The sequence below is a fragment of the Bradyrhizobium diazoefficiens USDA 110 genome (assembly GCF_000011365.1).
Classification (GTDB): Bacteria; Pseudomonadota; Alphaproteobacteria; order Rhizobiales; family Xanthobacteraceae; genus Bradyrhizobium; species Bradyrhizobium diazoefficiens.
The window spans coordinates 3,991,731-4,016,523 of the sequence record NC_004463.1 but is presented as its reverse complement, the minus strand read 5'-3'; the positions used below and the strand labels follow the sequence as shown (position 1 = coordinate 4,016,523).

Annotated in this window: 20 protein-coding genes and 1 pseudogene; 3 read left to right on the top strand and 18 right to left on the bottom strand. The window is 62.4% G+C overall.

Going from position 1 to position 24,793, the window contains the following annotated elements; genetic code table 11:
* Nucleotides 1-19: 19 nt before the first annotated feature.
* From BJA_RS17975 to BJA_RS17960, 4 genes and pseudogenes are all read right to left on the bottom strand, one after another.
* Nucleotides 20-823 (bottom strand): ABC transporter permease, encoded by an 804-nt coding sequence (locus BJA_RS17975; RefSeq protein WP_025576071.1) that lies wholly within the window; start codon nt 821-823, stop codon nt 20-22.
* On the bottom strand, nt 823-1,755 hold the full coding sequence (locus tag BJA_RS17970) for an ABC transporter permease (protein ID WP_038966188.1): 933 nt from the start codon (nt 1,753-1,755) through the stop codon (nt 823-825). The genes BJA_RS17975 and BJA_RS17970 overlap by 1 nt, the downstream gene beginning before the upstream one ends.
* A 218-nt stretch (nt 1,756-1,973) precedes the next feature.
* Nucleotides 1,974-3,176, bottom strand: a complete 1,203-nt coding sequence (locus BJA_RS17965; RefSeq protein WP_011086408.1) for a pyridoxal phosphate-dependent aminotransferase — start codon at nt 3,174-3,176, stop codon at nt 1,974-1,976.
* Nucleotides 3,172-3,972, bottom strand: a pseudogene (locus BJA_RS17960) (SDR family oxidoreductase); the annotation flags it as partial. The pseudogene BJA_RS17960 and the gene BJA_RS17965, both read right to left, overlap by 5 nt.
* A gap of 237 nt (nt 3,973-4,209) precedes the next feature.
* On the opposite strand from BJA_RS17960, the gene BJA_RS17955 reads away from it, so the two are divergent.
* Nucleotides 4,210-4,902: an SDR family NAD(P)-dependent oxidoreductase gene (locus BJA_RS17955; protein ID WP_011086406.1), complete on the top strand. Its 693-nt coding sequence runs from the start codon at nt 4,210-4,212 to the stop codon at nt 4,900-4,902.
* Between the two features lie 77 nt (nt 4,903-4,979).
* Here the strand turns inward: BJA_RS17955 and BJA_RS17950 are convergent, their stop codons facing one another.
* The 13 genes from BJA_RS17950 to BJA_RS17890 form a co-directional block, all read right to left on the bottom strand.
* Nucleotides 4,980-5,681: an HpcH/HpaI aldolase family protein gene (locus BJA_RS17950; RefSeq protein ID WP_011086405.1), complete on the bottom strand. Its 702-nt coding sequence runs from the start codon at nt 5,679-5,681 to the stop codon at nt 4,980-4,982.
* 16 nt (nt 5,682-5,697) lie between these two features.
* Nucleotides 5,698-6,501: an SDR family NAD(P)-dependent oxidoreductase gene (locus tag BJA_RS17945; RefSeq protein ID WP_011086404.1), complete on the bottom strand. Its 804-nt coding sequence runs from the start codon at nt 6,499-6,501 to the stop codon at nt 5,698-5,700.
* A 7-nt stretch (nt 6,502-6,508) separates the two neighbouring features.
* Nucleotides 6,509-8,191, bottom strand: a complete 1,683-nt coding sequence (locus BJA_RS17940; protein ID WP_011086403.1) for a hydantoinase B/oxoprolinase family protein — start codon at nt 8,189-8,191, stop codon at nt 6,509-6,511.
* A 12-nt stretch (nt 8,192-8,203) separates the two neighbouring features.
* Nucleotides 8,204-10,270, bottom strand: coding sequence for a hydantoinase/oxoprolinase family protein (locus tag BJA_RS17935; RefSeq protein ID WP_038966185.1), 2,067 nt, complete (start codon nt 10,268-10,270; stop codon nt 8,204-8,206).
* A 162-nt stretch (nt 10,271-10,432) separates the two neighbouring features.
* Entirely contained in the window at nt 10,433-11,380 is a 948-nt protein-coding gene (gene nac / locus BJA_RS17930) for a nitrogen assimilation transcriptional regulator NAC (protein WP_011086401.1), read from the bottom strand.
* A gap of 155 nt (nt 11,381-11,535) precedes the next feature.
* The gene (locus tag BJA_RS17925; protein ID WP_011086400.1) at nt 11,536-12,744 is read right to left on the bottom strand and encodes an aspartate transaminase; all 1,209 of its coding nucleotides are present in this window, start codon (nt 12,742-12,744) and stop codon (nt 11,536-11,538) included.
* A gap of 54 nt (nt 12,745-12,798) precedes the next feature.
* On the bottom strand, nt 12,799-13,539 hold the full coding sequence (locus BJA_RS17920) for a branched-chain amino acid ABC transporter ATP-binding protein (protein ID WP_011086399.1): 741 nt from the start codon (nt 13,537-13,539) through the stop codon (nt 12,799-12,801).
* Entirely contained in the window at nt 13,532-14,302 is a 771-nt protein-coding gene (locus BJA_RS17915; protein WP_011086398.1) for an ABC transporter ATP-binding protein, read from the bottom strand. Before BJA_RS17915 ends, BJA_RS17920 begins: the two co-directional genes overlap by 8 nt.
* Nucleotides 14,299-15,285 (bottom strand): branched-chain amino acid ABC transporter permease, encoded by a 987-nt coding sequence (locus BJA_RS17910; RefSeq protein WP_038966182.1) that lies wholly within the window; start codon nt 15,283-15,285, stop codon nt 14,299-14,301. The genes BJA_RS17915 and BJA_RS17910 overlap by 4 nt, the downstream gene beginning before the upstream one ends.
* Nucleotides 15,286-15,328: 43 nt before the next feature.
* Nucleotides 15,329-16,201, bottom strand: coding sequence for a branched-chain amino acid ABC transporter permease (locus BJA_RS17905; protein ID WP_011086396.1), 873 nt, complete (start codon nt 16,199-16,201; stop codon nt 15,329-15,331).
* Between the two features lie 12 nt (nt 16,202-16,213).
* The gene (locus BJA_RS17900) at nt 16,214-17,398 is read right to left on the bottom strand and encodes an ABC transporter substrate-binding protein (RefSeq protein WP_011086395.1); all 1,185 of its coding nucleotides are present in this window, start codon (nt 17,396-17,398) and stop codon (nt 16,214-16,216) included.
* 599 nt (nt 17,399-17,997) lie between these two features.
* A complete protein-coding gene (locus BJA_RS17895; protein ID WP_011086394.1) occupies nt 17,998-18,957 on the bottom strand; it encodes an OmpA family protein in 960 nt (319 codons plus the stop codon).
* 888 nt (nt 18,958-19,845) lie between these two features.
* Complete coding sequence (locus tag BJA_RS17890) at nt 19,846-20,307, bottom strand: hypothetical protein (RefSeq protein WP_011086393.1); 462 nt, start codon at nt 20,305-20,307, stop codon at nt 19,846-19,848.
* Between the two features lie 802 nt (nt 20,308-21,109).
* Between BJA_RS17890 and BJA_RS17885 the strand changes: the two genes are divergently transcribed.
* Both BJA_RS17885 and BJA_RS17880 read left to right on the top strand, forming a co-directional pair.
* A complete protein-coding gene (locus BJA_RS17885; RefSeq protein WP_236842228.1) occupies nt 21,110-22,972 on the top strand; it encodes a caspase family protein in 1,863 nt (620 codons plus the stop codon).
* A gap of 140 nt (nt 22,973-23,112) precedes the next feature.
* Complete coding sequence (locus BJA_RS17880; RefSeq protein WP_011086391.1) at nt 23,113-24,105, top strand: hypothetical protein; 993 nt, start codon at nt 23,113-23,115, stop codon at nt 24,103-24,105.
* Nucleotides 24,106-24,132: 27 nt separating this feature from the next.
* On the opposite strand, the gene BJA_RS17875 is transcribed toward BJA_RS17880, so the two are convergent.
* A complete protein-coding gene (locus BJA_RS17875; RefSeq protein WP_236842227.1) occupies nt 24,133-24,690 on the bottom strand; it encodes a DUF4384 domain-containing protein in 558 nt (185 codons plus the stop codon).
* Nucleotides 24,691-24,793: the final 103 nt, after the last annotated feature.

Here is a 24,793-nt window from a genome sequence, read left to right as displayed (position 1 = left end):
CTCCATCTACCAATGCACATCAGGCGGCCAGCGCGCGGCGTAGGCCAACCAGCTTTTCAAGCAGTAGGACGCCGACCATCGCCATGAGGATGATGATCGTCGACATTGCAGGCACGGAAGGGTCAAAGACGTTGACCAGTTGCCGCATCAGAACGAGCGGTACGGGCGAGTATTCGGAGTTCGCTAGCCACATCGTGACCGGGTAGTTGTCGAAGGACACCATGAAGGCGAACAACCCGCCGGCGGCGACGCCGGAGGCGATCTGCGGCAACGTCACCCGCCAAAAGGTCGTCAGCCGGTTTGCGCCGAGGGTGCGCGCGGCATCCTCCAGGTTCTCATCCACCAGCTGAAGGCTGGTGACGACGGTGCGGATGACATAGGGCGACGTCACGACCACGTGCCCAATCAGGAGATTGAGCCGCGCATCCTGCGAGCCAAGCTTGGTCAGGACCTGAAGCAGCGCCAGGCCCGTGACCAGCGCCGGGAAAATCAGCGGCGACAGCAAGAACCCCTTGATCGCCGCCAAGCCGAAGAACCTGCCCCGCACCAGTGCAAAGGCCGCGGGCACACCGAACAGGAGCGAGCCCGCCGTCGTGCCGAGGGCGAGCAGAATGCTCAGCCTCATCGCCTCGAGGAAGTCGCGGTCCTGGAGAACCTTGGCGTACCATTTCAGCGTGAAGCCTTGCGGGGGGAAGGTCACGAAATAGGAATCGGAGACCGACACCGCCATGACGAGGAGCAGCGGCGCCAGGATGAACAGCATCATGCCGGCGGTGATGGTGTAGAGGATGAAGGCGCCGAAGCCTGAAAACCGCTCGTCCATCAGTCGGGCCTCCTGAGACGCCGGCCTTCCAGAAGCCACATCGAGACGCCATTCACCGCGAGGACGAGGCCGACGAGAACGACGGCAATCGCAGCGCCGAACGGCCAGTCGTAGACGACGAAGATCTGCTGTTCGATCAGATTGCCGAGCATCACCGCCGAGGCACCGCCCAGGATCGCGGGGATGACGAAGGAGCCGGCCGTGAGCGAGAATACGAGGGTAAAGCCCGCCACGAAGCCGGGCATGCTCAGCGGCAACGTCACCCGGAGGAACACCCTCCACCATGGAGCGCCAAGCATGCGGGCGGCATCTTCGAGATTGGGATCGATCTTGCCGAGCGCCGACGCCAATGGCAGCACCATCATCGGGAAGAACACGTGCAGCGATCCGATGACGACGGCCACTTCGGTGTAGAGAACCGATATCGGTGCGTCGACGACGTGCAGCGTCATCAAGATCCAGTTCAACATCCCTTTCGGGCCGTTCTGGAGCACCAGCTGCCAGCCGTATCCACGAACGACGACGCTGACGATCAAGGGCGCAATGACGATCAGCGTGATGATCCGCGTGGCCATCGGACGGCTCTTGACCATCACCAGCGCAACCGGATAGGCGAGCACGGTCGCGAGCGCCGAGGTGATGATGCTGATCCGCAGCGTTGTCCAAAGCACGCGCGCATAGAGCTCGACGTTGATCAGACGCGCGTAGTGCGCGAGCGTGAACGGGCGCCCGATGATGCCGCGGCTGTCCTGCGTCTGGATGCTCGAGAGCAGCAGCCCCAGCGCCGGATAGAAGAAGAAGTATGTGAGAAATGCCAGCATCGGGACGGCAAGGAGCCCGACCGGCAAAGCCAGGCGCCACCGCGGTCGCCGCCGGGCTGCCGGAGGAGCTTCAACGCTCAAAATCGCCACCGCATCGTCGCTGGTGGTCATCGCTGGCCGTCCTCGACTGCGCGATACCAAGGCAATACCCCTCTTTGCACAAAGCTTATGCGTCGGCACCCTACAGGACCAAGAACATCTTCGTTTAGGGGCATCAGGAAGGATTATGACAATTGGTTCGGCATACTGCTCCGATCTTGGTCGACGAATGCCGCTGGCTGCATCTTTGGTTCTCCGCCGAGGGCCAAGCCCCCTGACATATCGACGCGTCAGCGCAGGCTTTCGCAGAAGTTCGCGATACGCCGGCAGCCTTCCTTGAGCGATTCGGTATCGGTCGCGTAGGAGATCCGGAAGTACGGGCTCATGCCGTAGGCGCCGCCCGGTACGGCCGCGACATGCTGCTCTTCCAGCAGAGCCGAAATGAAGTCGGCATCGGTGTCCAGCCGGCGCCCGCCCTTTGTGGTCTTGCCGATGCAACCGGCGATATTCGGGAACACGTAGAATGCCCCTTCCGGCTTGTGGCAGGTGATGCCGGGGATCTGATTGAGCAGCTTGACCACCAGATCGCGCCGGTCGCGATAGATGTCCGCACGCTCCTTCAGGAACTCCTGCGGCCCATCCAGGACCGCAACCGCCGCCGCCTGGCTCAGGGTGCAGATTCCACCGGTCGCCTGACCGTGGACATTGTTCATCGCAGCGATCAGGTCCTTGGGGCCGCCGCAATAGCCGACCCGCCAGCCAGTCATGGCGTAGGCCTTTGACGCGCCGTTCACGGTCACGACACGGTTCTTCAGTCTCGGTTCAACCTCCGCGATGGTGCAGAATTCGAAACCATCATAAGTGAGGTGCTCGTAGATATCGTCGGTGAGAATCCAGACGTCGGGATACTTCAGCATGACGTCGGCGATCGCGCACATCTCGTCGCGCGTGCACGCCGCGCCGGTCGGATTGTTGGGAAAGTTCAGGATCAGCCACTTCGTCCGCGGCGTGATCGCCGCATCCAGGTCCGTCGGGCGGAGCTTGAACTGGTTGTTCTCCGGGCACGGCACGGCGACGGGCGTCGCCTCTGCAAGGAGAACGATGTCCGCATAGGTGATCCAGCCGGGCGCGGGAATGACGACCTCGTCGCCGGGATTACAGGTGGCGAACAGCGCGTTGAAGATAATCTGCTTGCCGCCGTTGGCGATCAGGATCTCGTCGAGGGCGTAGTCGAGATTGTTCTCGCGCTTGAACTTGCGCTGGACCGCGGTCCGCAACGCGACAGTCCCCGGCTGCGCCGGGTACTTGGTATCGCCGGCCAGGGCGGCCCGATGTGCGGCCTCGATCGCATGCGGCGGCGTCGGAAAATCGGGCTCGCCGGACGACAAGCCGACGATCTTGACACCCGCGTCGCGGAGCTCGCGCGCCTTGTCCGTCATCGCCGCCGAGGCCGACACCTTCACAGTCTTGAGGCGGTTTGCGAGTTCGGGCATTGTCAGCTCCACTTCTCATTTCTTTCAAACGCGCGGCCTCGGATCGGCTCGCAAATCGCAATTCGCCAACGACCTGGAACGTGGGTACGACCTCGATCATCGCGACGTTCATCCGCGCCGGCGATCCCACCGCGAACGCAATGGCGTCGGCGATGTCTTCGGACTGGAGCGTCTCGAAGCCGCCGACGAACCGGGCATCCGGATTGTCGGTGGTGTTCTGGTTCTGGAAGATGCTCGTCGCCACGCGCCCGGGCGAGACTTCGGTGACGCGAACGCCGGTGCCGTAGAGGTCGACGCGCAATTGCTGCGAGAGCGAATGAATGCCCGCCTTCGTCGCGTGATAGGCCACGGATGAGTTGAAGGTCGTGGCGTTTTCGCCGAAGGCGTAATGGCCCGCGATCGAGGAGACGTTGACCACGTGGCCACGGTTGCGCCTCGCCATGCCAGGTGCGATCAATCGCGTCAGGTGCAGGACCGCGCGCAGATTGACGTCGACCAGCGTGTCGACATCATCCGATGCCATCTCCAGGATATTGCCGCGCCGCGACTGGCCGGCATTGTTGACGAGAACATCGAATTCGGCCGAACCGGCAAGGCGCATCAAGGCGTCGTGGTCGTTCACGTCGACTGCACCGGCGCGGCATCCGGTCTCGGCCGACAGGCTGGCTAGCCGGCGAACATCCCGCGCCAGCGCGTGGACCTCGAGCCCCTCGGCACGGAGGCGACGAACCGTCGCAGCCCCGATTCCCGAGGACGCGCCCGTCACCAACGCCGTTCGGTAGTCCGAAAATCCCATCCGCAGGGCTCTCTTGCAGTCAGGCCGAGCGGCGGGAAGTTACGTGCGGAGATCGACGCAGGCATACAGCGGATTTGTTCTGCCCTCATAAGGACATCCAATATCCCGGCCTTAACTCGTCGGGTGCACGAGCCATAAGCCCACCCGATGCAGGCAGAGTGAATTTCTCTTACTCGTCCTCGCGCGTATCGCCCTACATTTTGCAACCCTATTCTCACCCCCGGGAAACGGACCAGAATGTTGGAAGTCGGCAATCGGATCGTCATGGTCTCCGGAGCTTCGCGCGGCATTGGGCGTGCGGTCGTCGACCGGCTACTGGCGTCGGGCTTCCGCGTATCGGCGGGGCTTCGCGATCCGAGCCGCCTCGCCGAGAGCGAGAGGCTCATGACGTACCGCTATGATGCCGAAGACGCCAGGAGCCCGATCTCCTGGGTCAACGCGACAGTCGCACGGTGGGGCGGGATCGACGCCATCGTCAACGCGGCCGGCATCAATCCGAAGGTCCGGGTCTCCGACGAGGGCGAGAACGAGCTCGATGAAATGTGGCGCGTGAACGTCAAGGGGCCCCTGCGCCTCGTCAGGGCGACCCTGCCCCATCTGGCCGTGTGCGGACATGGCCGGGTCATCAATCTGGGGTCCCTCGCCGGCAAGCGCGTGGGAAGCAATGTCGGCTATGCCATGACCAAGTTCGCTGTCGTTGCGCTCACCCACGGCATTCGCCGGGAGGGACGTGCGGCCGGCATCCGGGCGACGGTGATCTGCCCGGGCTATGTTGCCACCGACATGACGCTGAACGACGACGAGATTCCCCGCCACGAGATGAGCCAGCCGGGCGACATCGCCCGCCTGGTGGAAACCGCACTCATGCTGCCGAACAACGCGTCGGTCTCCGAGATGCTCGTGCACTGCCAGTTCGAACCGATGCTTTAAAACCCGGGCGCGACGATGACATTCGCAGCGGGTGAGCAAATCGCCGGCAACCCGGACAAGTCCGGCCCTGGGCCCTATCACCGCCCAAGCAATGTCTTGATGCCGGCCAAACCGATCCGCAGGAAGGGGTCTGAATGGATGTAGAAATATTTGACGCCCCGGTCGCGCCAGAACGGTAGTTCGTCAGACGTCACAAGTGTCCCGGCGATCTTGCCGGCGGCGCGGATCTTCCTGACCGCAAGATCGACCCGCTCGACGACGGCTTGGGGTCTCGGCTCTCCGAAGGGCGGAGCCGGCGGATAACCCATGTTCTGGGACAGGTCGCCAGGCCCGATGAAGAAAACATCAATGCCTTCCACCGCGAGCAAGGAATCGATGTCGTCAATCGCCCTCGGCGTTTCGATCATTGCAACGATCAACCGCTTTTCGTGGTCGGCAGGGCACGCGTAGCGCACGGCGTCGACGATCGCACGCGCCTGGTCGGCAGTATCGACCATTGGCACCATCAGGCCGTCGGCGCCGGCATTGAGATAACGGATCAGAACCGGCCGTTCATGCGAGTGCGGACGGACGATGGCGGCGCCGCCCGCGCCGCGAATGGCCTGGGCCGTCACACGCACGTCCTCAAAGCTCCAGGTCCCGTGCTCGCAATCGACGAAGATTGCATCGGCACCGAGTTCGACCAGACGGACGGCCAGGCCCGACGAAGCGTGATGCGGTGTAAGCATCGTGACCGCCTCGCCCTTGGCAAGGCGCTCGCGCAGTTTGGCTCCATTCATGGGAGATCCTTCTCTGTCAGATCTTTGGCTTGTCGCTCAGCCCTTCTGGCGCACCGACCCACCGGGCCATCTCGATATCGGCCGAGGTGTCGCGCATGAAGGTTGGGCAGATGTGCAACTCGGGGATCACTGCGCCCTTCTGCAGGCTGGCGCAGAGCAGCACGGCGCGTGCAACGTCGTGCGGGTGAAGCATCACGGCCCGCTCGCCTTCGAGCGGCGGCCGGGCGCGATTGTCCATGATCGGGGTATCGGTCTCGCCGGGCAAGATCGTCGTCGCGCGAATGCCCTGGTTGCGATAGGTGTTGTGCAGGAAGGTCATAAAATTCTTCACGCCGGCCTTGGCCGCGCCATAGGCCGCGCCGCCGAGCAGGTTCGGATTGACGACCGCGAGCGACGACACCGTGATCACCGTGCCTTCCTTCCTCGCGATCATGTCCTCCAGCACGGCCTGGGTGAGATTGAACACGGCGGTGAGGTTGACGTTCACCGTGGCGTTCCACTCGGCCTCGCTGATGAAGCGCGCGTTCAGCACCTTGCTGGCACTGCCGGCATTGTTGACGAGAATGTCGATCGGTCCGACATTGCTCTTCACCCAGGCAACCGTCTCCAGGATCGCGTCCCGGGAACCGACATCGAACGCGCGGGCGATGGCCTTGCCGCCCGCCTTCTCGATCGACGTGACGACCTCCTCGAGCGGGCCGATCCGGCGTCCTGTCAGGATAACCCTCGCACCTTCCTGGGCGAGCAGGATCGCGGTCTCGCGTCCGATCCCCGTTCCCGCGCCGGTGACGAGCGCGATCTTTCCGTCGAGCAGACTCATGATTCTCCTATTCGGCGGCCGTCGCCGCCAGGCTTGAGCGCTGATGGCCGTAAATCTGCCTCGCGGCCTGCGGCGTGATCAACCCTTCCGCGAGATCGAGCTCGATCGCGGCCGCGGAGCGCTCCGACGTCTTGCCCCAGCCGCCGCCTCCCGGCGTCTCGACCTCCAGGCGGTCACCCGTCTTCAGGACGACCTTGCCCTTGGGAAATTGCGGCTCGCCGTTCTTGTGCACCTTGCCGGCGCTGCCGGACCGGCCTCCGACGACCCCGAAGCAGGGATGACGCACCCGCTCGGAGGCAAGATAGATGTTCATCGGATTACGCCCGAGATTGCGCAAGATGACGCGCTGGCCAAGCCCGCCCCGGCTTTTGCCGGCGCCGCCGGAATCCGGAATCAGCTCCTTGCACTCGGTGAGCGCGGGGACGGCGATCTCGAACATCTCGATCGCGGTGACCCTGCAATTGGACGGGAAGCTCAGCGTGTCCAGACCGTCGAACTCGGCGCGGGCGCCCTGCCCGCCGTGAAAATTCTGCACCGAGCCGTATTGCGAACCGTCGTCGCGCCGGCCGACGCAGTTGGCGGCCCAGATCGGCGCGCCGCCGCTGTCGCCCATCACCTTGACCGGCACCACGCCTTCCAGCGCCTTGAAGATCAGCGAGGGAATGACGTGGCCGATCAGATTACGCGAATTGCCTGCCGTCCATTGCTCCGGATTGAGGATCGAGCCAAGCGGCGCCTCGTCGGTGATCGGGGCGATGCAGCCCTCGTTGTTCGGCGTATCCGGGTCGAGCAGGCATTTCAGTGCGTAGACCGAATGGGCGTAGCGGTAATTGGTCCGGCAGTTGATGGAATGGAGCACCTGGTCTGACGTGCCGGCATAGTCGACGTGGATGGAATCGTCGCGGACGATGACGGAGGCCTTCAAGGTCACATCCGTGTCGTAGCCGTCGAGCAGCACCTCGGCGGAATAGGTCCCATTAGGCCATTGCCGGATCGCCCGCCGCGTCTGCGCCTCGGATCGCGTATGGATGGCGTCGGCCAGTTCGTCGATGCTGTCGAGGTCGTATTCGTCGAGGAATTTCACCAGTTCGCGGCCCATCACATTGTTGGCTGCAACCATGGATTCGAGATCGCCCATCACCTCGGTCGGCAGGCGAACCGAGGCGGCGATGATGTCGAGCACGTCCTTGTTCGGAACGCCTGCCTTGTGCAGCTTCACGATCGGGAAGCGGATTCCCTCCTCGAAGATGTCGCTGGCTTCGGAATGCAGGGGAGCGCCGCCAATATCAGGCAGATGCGCGATCGAACCGGCATAGGCCACGACCTTGCCGTTCTTGAAGATCGGCGTGATCATCGTCACATCAGGCAGATGCCCGGTGCCGATCTCCGGATCGTTGGTGGCGAGCACATCGCCTTCTTCCAGAGTCTCAGCCGGAAACCTGGGCAGGAAATATTTTTGCGCGGCCATCGGCAGCGAGGTGATGAACACCGGAATCGACCAGGTGCATTGCGCAAGCGCGCGGCCGCGGCTGTCGAGCAGCACGGTCACATAGTCGTGGTTCTCGCGCACGATCGGCGAGAACGCGGTGCGGCCGAGCACGATGTCGGCCTGGTCAGCGATGAAGATCAATCGATTCCACATCACCTGGAGATTGATCGGATCGTTGAAATCGGCAGCGTTCACGGACATGGTGCGTCGTCCTCAGGCGATATTGATCACGAGATTGCCGTTGATGTCGACGTGAGCCGTGCCGCTCGGTCCGATGACCGCGGTGGACTCCCGCTGCTCGACGATCGCGGGCCCCTGGATCTCTTCGCCGACGGGCAGCTTGTAGTGGTCATAGACTGGCGTTTCGACGAAACCGCCGCGCTCGCTGAGATAGACAGAGCGCGTGCCCTTCCTGGCCTCGGCGGCATGTCGTGTGTGCGGGCGGGTCACCTGATCCTTTTGGCCGCTGGATCGCAGCCGCCAGGTGATCACCTCGACCGATGAGCCCGCAACGGTGCGGCCGAACAGCTCGCGATAGAGCTTGTAGAAATTGCCGAGCAATTCCTCGTGGAACTGCTTTGGCGGCAAGCTGCGATCCGGCAGCGCGACCGTGATCTCGTGCCCCTGGCCGACGTGGCGCATGTCGACCGTGTAGGTGTTGGTGATCGTCTCCGGCGCAACGCCAGCGGCACGGACCACCTCGGCGCCCTGGACCGCGAGATCGCCGAGCAGGCGATCCATCGCCGCGAAATCCCAATTGTTGACCTGCATCGGGAAGCTCGCGGACAGATCGACCGCGACCGGCGCGATCAGCAGGCCGATCGCCGAGGTGACGCCGGCGCCCGTCGGGCAGATGATGCGCTTGATGCCGAGCTTGCGCGCGATTCCATAGGCATGCACCGGACCTGCGCCGCCGAAGGCGACCATCGGCAGGCTGCGCGGATCGACGCCGAGGTCGGTCGCGTGCACCGCCGCCGCCTTGCTCATGGATTCGTTGACGAGATCGTGGATACCCCAGGCGCAGCGGGGAACGCTGACGTCAAGCGAGGATGCAAGCCTCGTCATGGCCGTGAGCGCGGCATCTTTCGACACCTTGAACGAGCCACCGACGAAGGACCCGGTGCCCATATAGCCGAGCAGGATATCCGCGTCCGTCACCGTCGGCTCGGTGCCGCCGCGCTGATAGGCGGCCGGTCCCGGCAGCGCGCCCGCCGAACGCGGTCCGACATCGAGCAGGCCGAGCGGGTTCTTCGCGGCGATCGAGCCACCGCCAGCGCCGATCTCGATCATGCGGATCGACTGGATCTTCAGCGGGAAGCCCGAGCCTTTGCGGAAGCGATGATAGTGCGCGACCTCCAGATCGGTGCCGACTGTCGGCTCGCCGTTCGGGATCAGGCACAGTTTTGCAGTGGTGCCGCCCATATCGAAGGACAGCACGCTGCCCTCGCCGGCGATGCGGCCGAATTCGGCGGCCGCGACCGCGCCCGCGGCTGGCCCCGATTCAATCAGGCGCACCGGCAGCTCAGCGGCGCGGATGCTCGGCACGAGACCGCCCGACGAGGTCATCCAGAGCACCTGGCGATTGATACCCCTGGCCGCAAACTCCCGTTCGAGATGGGCGACGTGTCCGGACATCTGCGGCCGCGTATAGGCGTTGACGACAGTGGTCGAGGCGCGGTCGAACTCGCGCACCTCCGGGCAAACCTCCGATGACAGCGACACGAAGACGTCCGGGTCTTCCTCACGAAGCAGCGCAGCGATTCGCTGCTCGTGATCAGGATATTTGTAGGCGTGCAGCAGGCAGACGGCGACGGATTTGATGCCCTCCTCGCGCAGCCGGCCGGCGATCTCGCGGACCGTCTCCTCCTCCAGCGCGGTGATGACCTCGCCATCGGCCGCGATACGCTCGACCGCGCCAAAGCTGTTGGCACGCGTCACCAGCGGATCCGGATATTTCAAGTTCAGATCGTAGAGGTCGTAGCGGCCTTCGTTGCGAATGCGCAGCATGTCCTGGAAGCCGGCTGTCGAGATGAAGCCGGTCTTGACACCCTTGCGCTCCAGCACCGCATTGGTGACGACGGTGGTGGCGCCAAGCACCTGCAGCCCGTTGAGATCGACGGCACTACCGAATTGTTCGAGCAGCTCGGACGCACCGCGAACCACGGCCTCGGCAGGGTTAGTTGGCGTGCTCAGCACCTTGTGGAGATGCAATTCGCCCTTGTCGTCGAGCAGCGCGAAATCGGTGAAGGTTCCCCCGGTATCGAATGCGAGCTTGGCCATCTGTTTCCTCGAAGCGATTGTCTTCGAGCGTAGAAAATGCGATTGCGACCGACCACCACAACTCCCGTCTGCCGCCATAGGTTTTGTTTATGGCCTGGCGAAACCGACGCGCTGCGGCTACTGCGCATGCAGGCGCGCGGCTTTGACGTTCGGCCGTGGCGCCTAGACCGATCGAATGCCCTGCGGATGGCTGCGCATTAGCTTCTCGACCACGGTTAGAAGCACCGATCGCGTGGCGAGCGCAGGCTCCGACAAGGGCAGATGGTCGGAGATGCACAGCGAGACGGTTGCCTCGATCGCAGGGCGAACCAGCCGCCGCACCTCGACACCGCCAAAGCTCGACGCGCTCGCGGCCACCGAGGCCGGCAGGATGGTCGAGCCGAGACCCTCGGTCACGGCCGCACCGAGCGCGGAGACGGATTCGATCTCGGAGACGACGTTCGGCGCCACCCGGGCCCGCGCCAGCGATTCGTCGATCAGCCGACGCAGGAAGTGCCCCTGGCTCGGCAGCAACAGCTTGACGTTGGCCAGCGCCGACAGTGGCAGCGGCTCGTCCGCCGGCTTCTTCGCGCCCGGCCCAGCAGGCGAAACAAGAAACAGCTCCTCGCGGAACAGCGGCTGCAGCTTGACACCCTTGATCGGGCCGGAGCCATAGATCATGGCCATGTCCATTCTGCCGGTCATAATCAGCTCGCTCAGCACATGGCCGAAACTGTCGTTGATATGGACGATGATCTGGGGATGCAGCGTCGACATCTCCTTCAGGATCGGCAGCGACAGAGTGCTTGACGCCGAGTAGGTCGCAAGGCCGATCGAGACGCGGCCGGCCAACGCCTTGTTCGATTGATCAATGTCGATCTGGGCCTGCTCGATCTGCTTCAGCAGCAATTGCGCATGACGGTAGAGGATGAGGCCAGCCTCGGTCGGGACGATGCCGTGATTGCTGCGCAGGAGCAGCTTGTGCTTGAAATGGCTCTCGAGCGCTGCGATCTGCTGCGACAGCGCCGGCTGCGCCGGCTGCGCCGTGCGCAATAGGCCGGCGGCGCGCGAGACGCTGCCGGCGTCGACCACCTTGACGAAGCTCTTGAGCTTCCTGAAATCGACGCTCATCTGTGTCGAACGCTGGTCCTCAACCGAACGGGCAGCGCCCGCTCGGCCGTTCATGGAAACACGGTCTGGATCGATACTATCCTTTATCTAGCCTATTGATTTCAATCGGTTTCTTCGCTTGCGCGCCGATTTGGCAGGCAAGTCCGGCCTCGCACTCAGCGCAGCGCTCTGCAGGCCTTCTCGATGCGGTCGCAGGCGGCCTTGATGGCCTCCATCGAAGTTGCAATCGAGAGGCGGAAATAAGGTGAGAGCCCGTAGGCCGCGCCCTGCACGGCGGCGACACCGACATCATCGAGCAGATAGAGTACGAAATCGAGATCGCTCTCGATGACCTTGCCGCCCGGGGTGGTCTTGCCGATCACGCCGGCGCAGCCGGGATAGAGATAGAAGGCACCGTCAGGCACCAGACAGGACAGGCCGGGGATCGCATTGAGCCGTGCGCAGGCATAGTCGCGGCGCTCCTTGTAGAGCTTGACGCTGTCGCGAACGAACGACTGGTCGCTGGTCAGCGCATGGGCGGCCGCGGCCTGGCTGATCGACGATGGGCACGACGACATCTGCGATTGCAGCTTGTTGATGGCGGCGACCAGCGGCGCGGGACCGGCGGCATAGCCGATCCGCCAGCCGGTCATCGCATAGGTCTTCGACACCCCGTTGGCGAGCAGGACGCGGTCCTTGAGCTCGGGCACCGCGGCGGCAAGCGTCGTCGCCGGCTCGTCGCGGTACCAGATCTGGTCATAGATGTCGTCCGAGAGCACGAGGACGTCGGGATGACGCAGCAGCACGTCGCCGATCGCCTTGAGGTCTGCGCGGGAATAGGCCGCGCCGGTCGGGTTCGAGGGCGCATTCAGGATCAGCCAGCGCGTCTTCGGCGTGATCGCGGCTTCCAGCGCCTCCGCCGTTAGCTTGAACCCCTGGTTCTCGGAGCAGCGGACAATGACGGGCTTGCCGTCATTGGCGATCACCATGTCGGGATAGGAGACCCAATAGGGCGCGGGAACGATGACCTCGGCGCCCTCCTCCACGCTCGCCATCAGCGCGAGGAACAGGATCTGCTTGGCGCCGCCCCCAACGCAGATCTCGTTGTCGGCATAGTCGAGGCCAAGGCGGCGCTTGTAGTCGGCGATGATCGCCTTGCGCAGGGCGACAGTGCCGTTGACGGCGGTATATTTGGTCTCGCCGCGATCGATCGCCTCGTGCGCGGCCGTTTTGACGTGATCCGGCGTGTCGAAATCAGGCTCGCCGATCGCCATGTCGACGATGTCGCGGCCGGCGGCCTTCAGCTCGCGCACGCGGGCGGACGCCGCCGTGGTCGGAGATATCTTGATGCGCGAGACGCGCGCGGCCGGCACGAAGATCGTCACTGTTGTCGTCCTTTGCGTTGCGAATGCCGTCCACCTGCCGGGCGGACGCCTAGATCATTGTTCGACGTCGGTCTCACCGCGCATGCGGCCGGTGAGGAAGAGCTCGCCCAGCTCGTCATGGGTGATGTCGGCGGGACGCCCGTCCCAGATCACCTTGCCGAGCCGCAGGATGACGGCGCGCTGCGCCACGGCCATGGCCTTCTTGGTGTTCTGCTCGACCAACAGAATGGTCTGGCCGGCCGCGTTGATGCGCAGCAGCTCATCGAACACGATGCCGATCGCGGTCGGCGACAGACCGACCGAGGGCTCGTCGACGAGCAGGATCTTTGGCCGCTGCAGCACCGCCATCGCGACTTCGAGCAGCTGCTGCTCGCCGCCCGACATGTTACCGGCCAGCGTGTTGCGGCGCGTCTTCAGGATGGGGAAGAGGTTGTAGACATAATCCCGCTCCGCTTTCACCTTGCTGTCGCGCAGCGTATAGGCGGCCATCTGGAGGTTCTCGTCGACCGTCATGACAGGGAAATTGCAGCGCCCCTGTGGCACCCAGGAGATCCCTTCGGCGAGAATCGCGCGCGACTTGAGTGCGCTGATGTCCTTGCCCTGCCAGTTGATGCTGCCGCCCTTGACCGTGGTCATGCCATAGAGCGTCTTCAGAAGCGTCGACTTGCCCGCCCCGTTCGGCCCCATCAGCGCGACGAACTGTCCCTGCGGCACGTCGAGATCGACGCCGTTGAGGATGTCGAGCGAGCCGTAGCCGGCCCGCAGGCCCTTGATCGAGAGAGAGGGTTCAACCACCGAGATAGGCCTCCCGCACCGCCTGGTTCCGGACGATCTCGTCGGGCGTTCCTTCCGCGAGCTTGCGGCCCTGGTCGAGCACGACCACGCGCTTGCACAGGCTCGTGACGACGTCGATGTTGTGCTCGATGATGAGGAAGCTGACGCCGAACGAGGTGTTGGCGAGGCGGATGCTCTCGACCACACGCTCGATCAGCTTGGGATTGATGCCGGCCATGGGCTCGTCGAGCAGAATGAGCTTCGGCTCTGGCATCAGCATCGAGGCGAACTGGATCAGCTTCTGCTGGCCGCCCGAGAGCTTGCCGGCCGGCTGGAAACGCACATCCCAGAGACCGGCGATCCTGATCAGCTCGCGTGCCCGTTCCCTGAGCGCCGCGACGCGATTGCGCGCGGCGGCGCCGATCCCGAACGTCGACCAGATGCCGGGAAAGGTGAACATCTGGCCGGCGATCACGAGGTTTTCCTCGATGTCCAGCGCGGAGAAAACCACGGTCTTCTGGAACGAGCGCAGCATGCGGCCTTCACGGGCGATATCGTTGAGCGACCAGCCCGTGATGTCCTGACCGTCGAGCTTCACAGCTCCCGCGCTCGGTCTTGCGAGCCCGGTCACGCAATCGAAGAAGGTGGACTTTCCGGAGCCGTTGGGGCCGATCAAGCCGCAGATCTCGCCGCGGTCGACATGCAGATCCACCCAGTCCACGGCGCGCACGGCGCCGTAGGACTTGCAGAGGCCGGAGATATCGAGGATCGGCAGCCCGTTCATTTGCGCTTCTCCAGGAATGACCAGAAGCGGCCGATCAGCGGCGCGAATCCGCTGGGGAACCAGAACACCAGGCCGAGCAGGAAGAAGCCATAGGCGATCATGCGCAGCTCCGGGGCGACGCGCAGCGCTTCGGTGAGCCCGACGAACAGCAGGCTGCCGAAGATGACGCCCGAGATGGTCCCCGCCCCGCCGCCGAGCACGATGATCAGCATCGTCGTCGAATAGTACATCTGGAAGGTCAGCGGGCTGACCACGGTCAGATAATGCGCATAGAGACTGCCGCCGAGCCCCGCAAAGGCAGCGCTGATCATGAAGACGACGAGCTTGTAGTGCCAGGTCGGAATGCCAACGGATTCGGCAAGCGTCTCGTTCTCGCGAATGGCGATCATGTTGCGGCCCGCCGGCGACCGAACGATCAGGTAGACGGCCAGCGTTGCCAGCGCAGCGATGACGAGCGTCAAATAGTAGAAGGCGACGGTTCCGGAGACCGTGAACGAGGCGGGCCCCAGCGCGAAATAGGGTTTTGGGATCCCCGCCAACCCCATGTCGCCGCGCGTCAGGCTGATCCAGTTCTTAGCGATGGCTTGACCGATGATGACGAAGCCAAGCGTGCACATCACGAACGACGTCGTACGCAGCCTCAGAGCGGGAATTCCGAGCGGCGCCGCAATTGCGCCCGTCACAAGGCCGGCGGCGAGGAAATTCAGATAGAACGGCGTGCCGAAATGGACTGCCAGCAGCGCCGACGTATAGGCCCCAATGCCGAAGAACGCTGCCTGCGCCAGCGACAGCAACCCGGTGTATCCCTGCAGCAGGTTGAGACCATGGGCCGGCAGCAGGAAGATCAGCGCGATGATAATCGCGTGCAGCGGGTAATTGCCGAGGAATAGCGGTGCGACGCATGCCAGCGCGCCGAGCGCGAGGCCAAACGGAACGCGAAAATCCCGTCCCGTCGCCGCAACAGGGAGTTCGGCTGGTGCCATGGTCTGGTCTCGGACGATCTCAGTCATGTCACATCCATGGTAGTCAGAAGCGGGCCTGCGCGGAGAAGAGCCCGTGCGGACGCCACATCAGCACCAGCATGAGGGTCGCAAATCCCACGGTGTCGCGGAACTGCAGCCCGACATAGGTGGCAACCAGGCTCTCCGCGATACCGAGGATCATCGCCGCGACGAACGTGCCCCGGACGTTGCCGAGTCCGCCCATGATGATGATGGGCAGCGTCTTGAAGGTGATGAGCTCGCCCATGCCGCCGTAGACGCTGACGTTCACGGGCGCAGTCAACACGCCCGAGAGCGCCGCCAACCCAGCCCCGAGGATGAAGGTCCAGAGCGCGATGTGACGGACGTCGATACCGACCACAGCGCAGCATTCGATGTTCTGCGACACCGCGCGCATCGCCTTGCCCATCCGGCTGTAGGTGACCATCAGCTCGAGGCCGACGAACACGATGAGGCTGACGATGATGATCAGGATGCGCTGCTCGGCCAGTGTGAAACCGAACAGCGTCACCGGCTCGATATAGCCGCCGGAGAAGAACTTGTAGCTGCCACCGAACACCAGGATGACGGTGTTCTGCAGGATCAGCGCGACGCCGAGGGTCGCGAGCACGCCGGCCTCGGCCGGCGCTCCGACGATCCGCTGCATCACGAAATTGCCGACCACGACGGCGATGACGGCGGTGGCAACCACACCGATCACGACTGCTACCGGATAAGGCAGGTCGAAATATTCGATGGCGAACCAGGCCCCGAAGGTGCCGAGCATATAGTATTCGCCATGCGCGAAGTTGATGGCGCGCAGCACGCCAAAAATCATCGTCATGCCGACCGCAACGATCGCATAGACCGATCCTGATACGATGCCGTTAACGACCTGCTCTATGATCGTGTAGAACATGTGCGTGGCGCCCTATTTGGGATAATCGATCTCGGCCGAATAGGCTCCCTTGATGGCCGGCTTGCCGTTCTCGATCTCGAGCAGGATCATCGGCAGGCGCGCCTGATTGTGATCGTCGAAGGTCACCTCGCCGACCGCGCTCGCATAATGGATCTTGGACAGCGCGGTGCGGACCTTCTCGCGGTCGATGCTCTGGGCCTGCTCGATCGCCTTGGCCAGAAGATGCGTCGTCTCCCAGTGCACATAGGCGTGGTTGTTGGGGGCTTCACGGAACTCGGCAGTGAACTTGTCGACGAACGCCTTGCTTTTCTCCGGCTCGTAGGCGGGAAGCCAGGCCGCCGCCTCGATCGCACCTTCGAGCGCCTTCGGCGCCGCCTTGATGGTCTTCTCGGTATTGAACTCGGCATTGCCGATCAGCGGAATCTTCCCTGCGATCCCGACCTCCATCATCTGACGCCCGACGATGGGCGTGGAATCGGCGTTGCCGTACATGATGATGGCCTGGGCGCCGGAATCGCGGATCTTGGACAGCACGCTGCGGAAATCCACCTCGCCCTCCTTGTAATAGTCTTCCGTCAGGATCTGGCTTTTGAAACGAGGAAGGTACTTCTTGGTGAACTCGATGGCCGCGCGCCCATAATCGCTGTCGACCGAGAGCACGGCGTATTTGGTAAAGCCCTTCTTCTCGGCGGCGTATTGCAGCACGATCAGGGCACGGTTTTCGTCGGTCGGATAGTTACGGTAGGTCCATTTGAAGCCGCCGACGCCCGCCTTGTAGGTGATCTTCGGATTCGACGACGCGGCATTGAGGAGAAGCACACCGGCATCCTCCACGACCGGCTGCATCGCGAGCGTCACCGAGCTCGATACGTCGCCGATGATGAAATCAACCTGGTCCTGGTCGATGAGACGGCGGGTTGCGGAGACACCCTCGACCGGCGTGCCCTGGCTGTCACCGGCCAGGACGTTGATCTTGCGCCCGCCGATGCCGCCGGCGCCGTTGATCTCCTTGGCCGCCATCTGGGCGCCACGCAGCGAGAACGCGCCATAGCGGGCATTCGGCCCGCTCATCGGCGCGACGAGGCCGAGCTTGACGGTGCCGTCCTCGGTTCGGGCGAAGGCACTGGAGGAGACGGCCTGAAGGCCGATCAGTGCGGTTCCCATGCAAAATCCGCGTCGGCTCAATTCGATTGTCATGTGCCCGCTCCGTTGCCGCTACAAAATGATGCGCCCGCGATCTCCGCCACTTCCGTGGTCTTGCTCTTGGAATTTTCTTCTGCGGCCGACGGTAAAAAATAGATTTACGTTCGATGACAGGGGAAGCATGACTGCGGTCTGCCGCCATAGCGAATTCTTATGGCGCCCCTGCGCTTTCGATTTGTCGCTCGATGCAGCTAGCGCTGCGCGCGCGAGAGCGGCTGCCAACAAATCCCCGCTTGAATCGCGTTCGCCCTGCGCTCAGTTCCAAACGGCCTCTTGCGGGCCCGCGCAGACCGGCGCGGACGCCGCATCTGCTACCCCGCGCCTCGACCGAAACTGTCGAAAAGTGCAGGCGGACGACCAGTCGATCGCACCGAGGCGGCGCCATCTACATCGGAAGGCCCGATCACGTTAGCTGTGAGGAGATTTTTCTTGATCTCCCGGTGCACACGTAGTGCACATGCCGCCCTCTAACTATCTGAAAGATCTGAACTCTCGCTCCAATCCATCATGGGGAAGTTTGAACTAGGTCCAGCCAACAAAAGCTAGCTCGGGACATGAACCACTGTATGCGGGCTTTGTCGGCCTCGGCATGCTCACGGCCCGCCAAACGGCTTTGGTCTCTCCAGCGGGATGAAAGCGCTCAGATGGGCTGGGTATGTCGACGCGCCGCCGCCTATGGTCGTGCCGGTGCTGATGCTCAAGTAGACGTCCTTCACCCCCTTGGGCGTTTCCAGCAGGATCCAGTTCTTGCTCACATCGCCTATGCCGATTGTCGTAAAGCGCATCGACTTGCCGAACTGCGAACAGGAGATTGGCTTTTCAGTCGTAAACGAATTCCACGGGCCATGCAGGGTACCCGATCTACCGCCAGTTTTCGGAAGGCTTAAGCCAAAGCCCAGGCCGACCGCCGCATAGACGTAGGTGCACTTCAAATTGTTTTCCGTGTCCCATATGGAGAACAAGGCGCTGGCAAACGCAATCCCGGCTCCAGCCCTGCCCTTCACGATGCGCTTGATGGCCGCTCTCGCGGCGAACGAGATCGAACCGTCGACCTCAAGCAGCATGGCTATCTTGAAATTTCGACTGACTTTTGGCTTCGGCGGAACGGGTCGCGGCAAGTCTGGCTTTATGATCGGTTCGAAATAGACCTTCGGGAGCACCCAAAGGACCACTGATCTATCGCTGTCTTCGTCCAGCCTGTGATTTGCCGTCTGCGTATTGCCGATGGCGTGCGTCTGCATTTGCTCCGGGTGGATGCCCATCTCGGACAGAGACCGCGCGACTGTAATCACGCGGTTGGCCGACGTCGTCATATTCCAATCGGCCGCACCGATCCGGCTCGCGGAGCCCGTCATCCAGATCTGACCGGCGTCATCCTCGAGTAGGGGTACCACTTTGTTCTTCAGAAATTCGGAATGCTCTTTCTTCAAGCCCCGAAACTGGTAGCCGGCAAAGTCATCGAAATCGAAATTCCAGAGCCGCGCGTGCAGAACCCCCACTCCTGAAAAATCCAGATCGACGTCAACCCTGCCCGGACCAGTTTTGTGAAACATGTCTCTTCGACCTGCAGTGAACAGATAGCAACTCGTCGGCGATCGGCCGGACGGCGCAGGACCGCCTTGTTTTTAGTGCGGGCAAGAGAAGAGAAGTTCATGAAATCGGTAGCTACAACGAAGGTTGTGATCTTCTTCCCATTTCGATCTGGCGCCGAAGCAGTGTGCGCTGTGCAACGCGACATCATTGTCGCGATCGGAGCAGTGACGACCTAGGAGGGGTCGCGGTAGGACAGGCCGTGGAACTCGTACAGCACGACGACTTCGCGGAATTTCCCTAGACCTCGAAGCCCCTACCCGACCGCTGTCAAAGCGACAGCGCATCTAGATAGTACTTTTGCCGGCTTGCTCTGCGTCTGCCTGATCCCCATCAAAAACAAAGCGAAACGGTAGGCGTCGCCCAGCAGCCGCAGCGCAATATCGCGGAAGCACTTGGTGTGCTCGTTGGTGATTTGGCATTGCGTGTCAATTGCGGATGGCTTTGCGCAAAGCAGGCGAAGTGGTCACCGGTTCTGTGATCGCAATCATGGACTCTCGCGCTAAACGTCTGGGCTGGAGCGACGAGGTTCTCGCGAACAGGAACCTGGCGTCGTCTGCTCGATCTACTCTCACTAAGGCTGTCGCTGCCATGCGCGAAACGCAGTCATTCAGTTGCTTTTCGATTTCCGACAAGGGGCTCGCCAAGGGCTCCGCCTACGAGGCCCGGCGCGATGGAACTTGCCGCCTCGACGTCGGGCCGGGAGCACACGACTGCGTCGATTGCCACAATGTGATCGTTTGGCTGAATTCAGTGGAGACCGCCTCGCGCAGAGGACGTTCGGACCGTTTCGCGCGGACGCGCGACCTGCAGGACGACGGAGGCGACGACTTCTGCGGTCGGCCAACGACTTATCCACCAAATCGCTTGACCAGCTTTGAGCCCTTGGCTGCATCGATCTGCTGGCCAGTCAAGTCGGAGCCGGCGCTCAATCCTATCGTCATGAGGTTCTTGACGCGCTGCGCCGCCTGCTTCTCATTGGAATAATCGATCTCGACGTGATCAAGGCTCATCAGATGACCAAGCTCGTGAGCCCAGGCGCGTCCATTGGCGTGGTCATTGCCATACCACTGGACGAAGCTTGCCGGCTCGGGTTCGCTATTGGGGTATGAGCCTCCGCCAGCGGACAGATTTTCGATCGAATTGACGAGGTAGATGTGGATGGCATTGTCCGGATCGTGCCGAGAGGTAAGAACACCCAGCAATCGCTGATCATTGCTGCGTGCGCTCTTTGCCATGTCGAGCGGCTTCTCCATCAAGCAATCGCTGATCACGAACGCGATCTTGGCCTTTGACCAGATCGTATTGACCACGTCGAGCGCCTTCTTGGCCGTCGGGCACCGGCAGTATAGATAGGGCGAGCCGGCTATTTGCCGCGGGCTACCGCGTCTGTTTGCTTATCGACGCCCAGTCTGCTCGACGCGTCGGATCAGGCGACGTCGGGCTCGATGTGGCTCAAGCTCGTCATTGGATCGTGCTGCGCTCGGGAACTTGAAAATGACGGTCTTCATTTGGGGAGATGAAGAGTACAAAGGCCACAAGAACGTCCTCTCTCACGGAGGATCAGCTCCTGGAGAACTTCTACGGCTTCGTGGTCGCCAAGCCATAGCTCGATGGACGAGTCGAATTCTTCGCAAAGTCCATCACTGCCCGAAGCCGAACTGACGGCCTTGCTCCGCGCTGTTGACCTGATTGCAAGCTGCGACCGAGACGGTCGATCCGCGAGCCCGTCCTTGGACTTCACGTCCGCTCGATCGCCGTCAGCGGAACTTTCGTTTGAACCACGTCAGAGCCTTCTGGTGCGCTGCCGCGTGCAGGCCAGCAAGAATGTAATAACTGTTTTACATCAACATCTTATACCGAGGTCGCACGACAGCACAACATTGGCGGGCGCCCATCATCCACATGAATCGGCGCACAACGCCCGGCCGCAATAATCCTCCGCACCTTTTGAACGCCTCCGCATTTCAAAACAACACATAGGAATGGATCGGGCTCGAGATCGGTACTGTATGCAGACAGGCAGCCGCCAGTAGCGTACGAATTCAGGAATTATTTCTTACGCGGCCGTCCTCGCGACGTCACCATTCTACGGGCATAGGTTGGGTGTTCGCCATGAGATTGTACAGGCACCTCAGGGTTTGTCTTCTTCTCGCCGCTTCGCTGTTCCTGGCCTCTCAGCCAGCCTGGGCGACAAAGCGCGTGGCTTTGGTGGTCGGCAATTCCAGCTATCAAAACGCCCCACTGCTTCCAAACCCGGCCAATGACGCTGCGGCCATCGCCGCGACCTTGAAGGGCGCAGGTTTCGATGTGGTTGACTCAAGGCTCAACCTCGCCGCGACCGACATGCGGCGGGCCCTGAGAGAATTCGCCGATCAGGCCCGCAATGCCGACATTGCCTTGGTGTACTATGCTGGCCACGGTATCGAGATCGACGGGACGAACTATCTGATCCCGACAGACGCCAGACTCGAGCGTGACACGGATATCTATGACGAAGCATTCTCGCTCGACCGTGTCCTGCTGGCGATCGAGCCTGCGAGGCAGCTGCGCGTTGTGATCGTCGACGCGTGCCGCAACAATCCGTTTGCCGACTCAATGAAGCGTACAGTTGCCTCGCGATCAATCAGCCGCGGGCTGGCCAGGGTCGAACCCGCCGTCTCCAACACACTGATCGCGTTTGCGGCGAAAGCCGGACTAACCGCACTCGATGGCAACAGCAAGAATAGTCCGTACGCGACGGCTCTCGTGAAGTATATTGCAAAGCCGGGGCTCGACTTGCGCAGGGCTTTCGGCTTCGTCCGCGACGATGTCTTGCAAGCCACGGGCAACCGACAGGAGCCCTATGTCTACGGCTCGCTGGGCGGCGAAGACGTTGCACTGGTTCCGGCTGCCAAGGCCGAGGAGCCGATACAAGCAGCCAACCCCCAGTCGGAAATTCGTCGCGATTACGAATTGGCCTTGCAGCTCCGCAACAAGCCCGCTCTGAACGCGTTCCTGACCCAGCATCCAGACGGATACTACTCAAATCTGGCCAAGCTGCAGCTTAATCAGCTCGAGGCCGAGGACGCACGCGTCGCGGCGACGGCGAAAGCGCAGCAGGCCGAGCAGCAACAAGCTCGCCTGATGTCCCAGGGCGCCCAGCGTGCCGAACAGGAGAAGGCGGCCGCGGATCTGAAGGCTGCGGAAGAGGCCCGGATTGCCGCCGAGAGGACGAAGCAAGCGGCGCAGGAGCAGGCCACCGAGGCGGAACGGAAACGGACTGCATCCGAATCTACAATCGTCGCTGCACTCTCCGGGAATAAGCCGGCCGTTGAGAGTACCGTCGCGGATAACCCTACGGCCGCTGCGCCCGGTGAGTACAGCAAGACGCCCAAGCTTGCGGCACTGAGTGACGAGCCGCGCCAGACCGATATCGCAAGAGCCGATATCGCCAAGTCCGTACAAGGCGAATTGAGCCGCGTCGGCTGCTTCGCCGGCCCCGTCGATGGCCAATGGAATGCGGCCTCGCAGCGCTCGTTGGCTCTCTTCAACCGGCACGCAGGCACCAAACTGGACGTCAAGCTTGCAAGTCTGGATGCTCTTGACGCGATCAAGCTTAGGCCATCGCGGGTCTGCCCGCTGATCTGCGATCGCGGCTACAGGCCCGACGGCGACCAGTGCAGTAGGATCACCTGTGCCGAGGGTTCGTTCCTCAACGACGACAATGAATGCGAGAAGCGACGCGGGAAGAAACCGGTTGCGAAGCGCAACACGGACGAGCGTCCGTCACGTGCGGATCGTCCGGCCCGCGAGAGACCGGAGCCAACAGCCGACGTTCCGCGGCGGCAAGCAACTGTGAAGAACAGCGGCGGCGGCAGTGGTCAGATCGTTTGTGATCAATCTCTGTGCCGTCAGGTCAGTCGCGGCTGCCACCTCGAATACCGCGGCGGGGGCGGCCCCGGGGGCAACGTAGGTAATGTCGAGTCCTGCCGCTAGCAACGCGCAAGGCTGCCACGGCGTCATGGAAGGCCAGGAGGCCGCGCGGATTTTGGTGTCGAGAATGTGTGACGGGCAGCAGAGCTTAACACCAGGTCAGCCAGGTCCTTGCCTGGATTGGCCGAAGCGGAGCGACCTGTGTGGTTGCGTGTGAGCTTGAGCAAAAGGACGCCAACGCCTTTCCGGGGGTGACGCTCTTCACGAAGCGGCAGGCACCCGGCATGAAGCCGACGGCGGTTTATCTTCCGCCAAAGCACCCAACAGCTGCCACCAAGTTCGATGTCGTGATCTGGCTTCACGGCTTCTATGTCAAAAACCATGAATTCCTATTCCACAACGATCCAGCGCGGCTGCGCGAACAGGTCCGGGATTCCGGCAAGGACGTGGTGCTTATCGCGCCGTTCCTGGGCTACGAATATGCCGTTGGCGACACCTTTGCCGGAAACTACAACGTGTCTGACCTGGCAACCGCGAGCTGGGGCGAACGCTATCTCGAGGAGGTCCTTGGAGCTCTTGCCAGGTTCCTGGGTCTCTCCTCGACGTCCATTCCTCAGCTCCAGATCGGCAAGCTCATCATCGCATGCCACTCCGGCGGCGGTAACGGCATGCGCAATCTCGTCGGGAACCTTGGAAAGTATCAGGGCAAGCTGACGGCCTGTTGGGGATTTGACTGCCTCTACGGCGCCAATGCGCGGCCCGACGATGCGACCTTCTGGTATCAGTGGTTGTCTGGACAGAGCGGCCGCGCGCTCGAGATCGTGTATGGTCCATCAACTCTCCCGCAATCGGTGAAGCTGGACCTGATCGGGCGCGGGCTGGCGACGGCCGATGGCAATCAAGCGCAGCCACAACGCCCTGCTCTCAAGAACCTTAGCGTAAGGGTCGGTCATTACGACCTGTTCCCGGCATTTGGCCAGATGGTCAGGGTCAACGACCTGGACCCGGCTTACGTGGATCGCTTCATGATACCGCAAGTCGCTGACCAGCCGCCTCTGCACCACAAGCCGGCGCCACAGCACGGGGAATTCCTTCAGGGCGCGATTTCCAACGTTCGCAGCGCTTTTCCCTTTCCAAAGGACATTCATTACATGATCGCCCGGGGTGGCTTCTTCAGTCGGCTGAGCAAGCTTTAGCCTTCACAGGCCTTGGCCTTGCCGGGCTCACTTGATGGAATAGGATTTGACGTCGAACGACCAATTATTCGTCACCAGCTTTCCGCTGCCGTTGTCCGGCACGCGCAGCTCACTGGTCCAGGCCGTTAGATAGCTCAACGCCTCGGCCTGATCTTGTAGCTTGCGCGGCAAGTCCGGCAAATCGAGCAACTGCACCCGCCGCTCGCTCAGGATGGCGATCATCACTGCTGACCCAGTCGGCGGTGAGACGACATATTCAAAACCACGCTGCCGAGCCGCCGGGGTTGGAACGACAAATTCGACGCCGGGCTTGACGAGATTGATGTCGCGTCCGTCCGACTGCGCCAATAGCTCGGGAGTCGGAAAGATCTGGGACATTCGCCCTTCCGCGTCGACGTCGACGAGAATGAGATATCCCGGCTTCCTCGCGGTGACGCCGAACGTGACCTTGCCGCCGAGGTTGACGGTCTGACCCGGCAGGATCTGAAGGGACACACTCGCGGTATTGGCCTGCCTGCGCGCCGCTTGTACGGGCCAAAGCCAGGGTGCATACGTCGTGCCGACATTCAGCGATGCCGACGGCAACGGTGCTGCGGACGAAGCTCCGCTACCCGCCAGCAGCAGCAGGAATGCGAGCCATGGTCGCTCCCGGCGGATCGGCTGCGATGACGGCATGGCCTGCTCTCCC

Bases quoted from the DNA above. Each gene is read 5' to 3' on its own strand.
- nac (WP_011086401.1), bottom strand. From the start codon at position 11,380: ATGAGCGTCGATTTCAGGAAGCTCAAGAGCTTCGTCAAGGTGGTCGAC.
- BJA_RS17885 (WP_236842228.1), top strand. From the start codon at position 21,110: ATGAGATTGTACAGGCACCTCAGGGTTTGTCTTCTTCTCGCCGCTTCG.
- BJA_RS17915 (WP_011086398.1), bottom strand. From the start codon at position 14,302: ATGAACGGGCTGCCGATCCTCGATATCTCCGGCCTCTGCAAGTCCTAC.
- BJA_RS17975 (WP_025576071.1), bottom strand. From the start codon at position 823: ATGGACGAGCGGTTTTCAGGCTTCGGCGCCTTCATCCTCTACACCATC.
- BJA_RS17910 (WP_038966182.1), bottom strand. From the start codon at position 15,285: ATGGCACCAGCCGAACTCCCTGTTGCGGCGACGGGACGGGATTTTCGC.
- BJA_RS17895 (WP_011086394.1), bottom strand. From the start codon at position 18,957: ATGTTTCACAAAACTGGTCCGGGCAGGGTTGACGTCGATCTGGATTTT.
- BJA_RS17945 (WP_011086404.1), bottom strand. From the start codon at position 6,501: ATGAGTCTGCTCGACGGAAAGATCGCGCTCGTCACCGGCGCGGGAACG.
- BJA_RS17950 (WP_011086405.1), bottom strand. From the start codon at position 5,681: ATGAATGGAGCCAAACTGCGCGAGCGCCTTGCCAAGGGCGAGGCGGTC.
- BJA_RS17935 (WP_038966185.1), bottom strand. From the start codon at position 10,270: ATGGCCAAGCTCGCATTCGATACCGGGGGAACCTTCACCGATTTCGCG.
- BJA_RS17905 (WP_011086396.1), bottom strand. From the start codon at position 16,201: ATGTTCTACACGATCATAGAGCAGGTCGTTAACGGCATCGTATCAGGA.
- BJA_RS17900 (WP_011086395.1), bottom strand. From the start codon at position 17,398: ATGACAATCGAATTGAGCCGACGCGGATTTTGCATGGGAACCGCACTG.
- BJA_RS17955 (WP_011086406.1), top strand. From the start codon at position 4,210: ATGTTGGAAGTCGGCAATCGGATCGTCATGGTCTCCGGAGCTTCGCGC.
- BJA_RS17965 (WP_011086408.1), bottom strand. From the start codon at position 3,176: ATGCCCGAACTCGCAAACCGCCTCAAGACTGTGAAGGTGTCGGCCTCG.
- BJA_RS17940 (WP_011086403.1), bottom strand. From the start codon at position 8,191: ATGTCCGTGAACGCTGCCGATTTCAACGATCCGATCAATCTCCAGGTG.
- BJA_RS17970 (WP_038966188.1), bottom strand. From the start codon at position 1,755: ATGACCACCAGCGACGATGCGGTGGCGATTTTGAGCGTTGAAGCTCCT.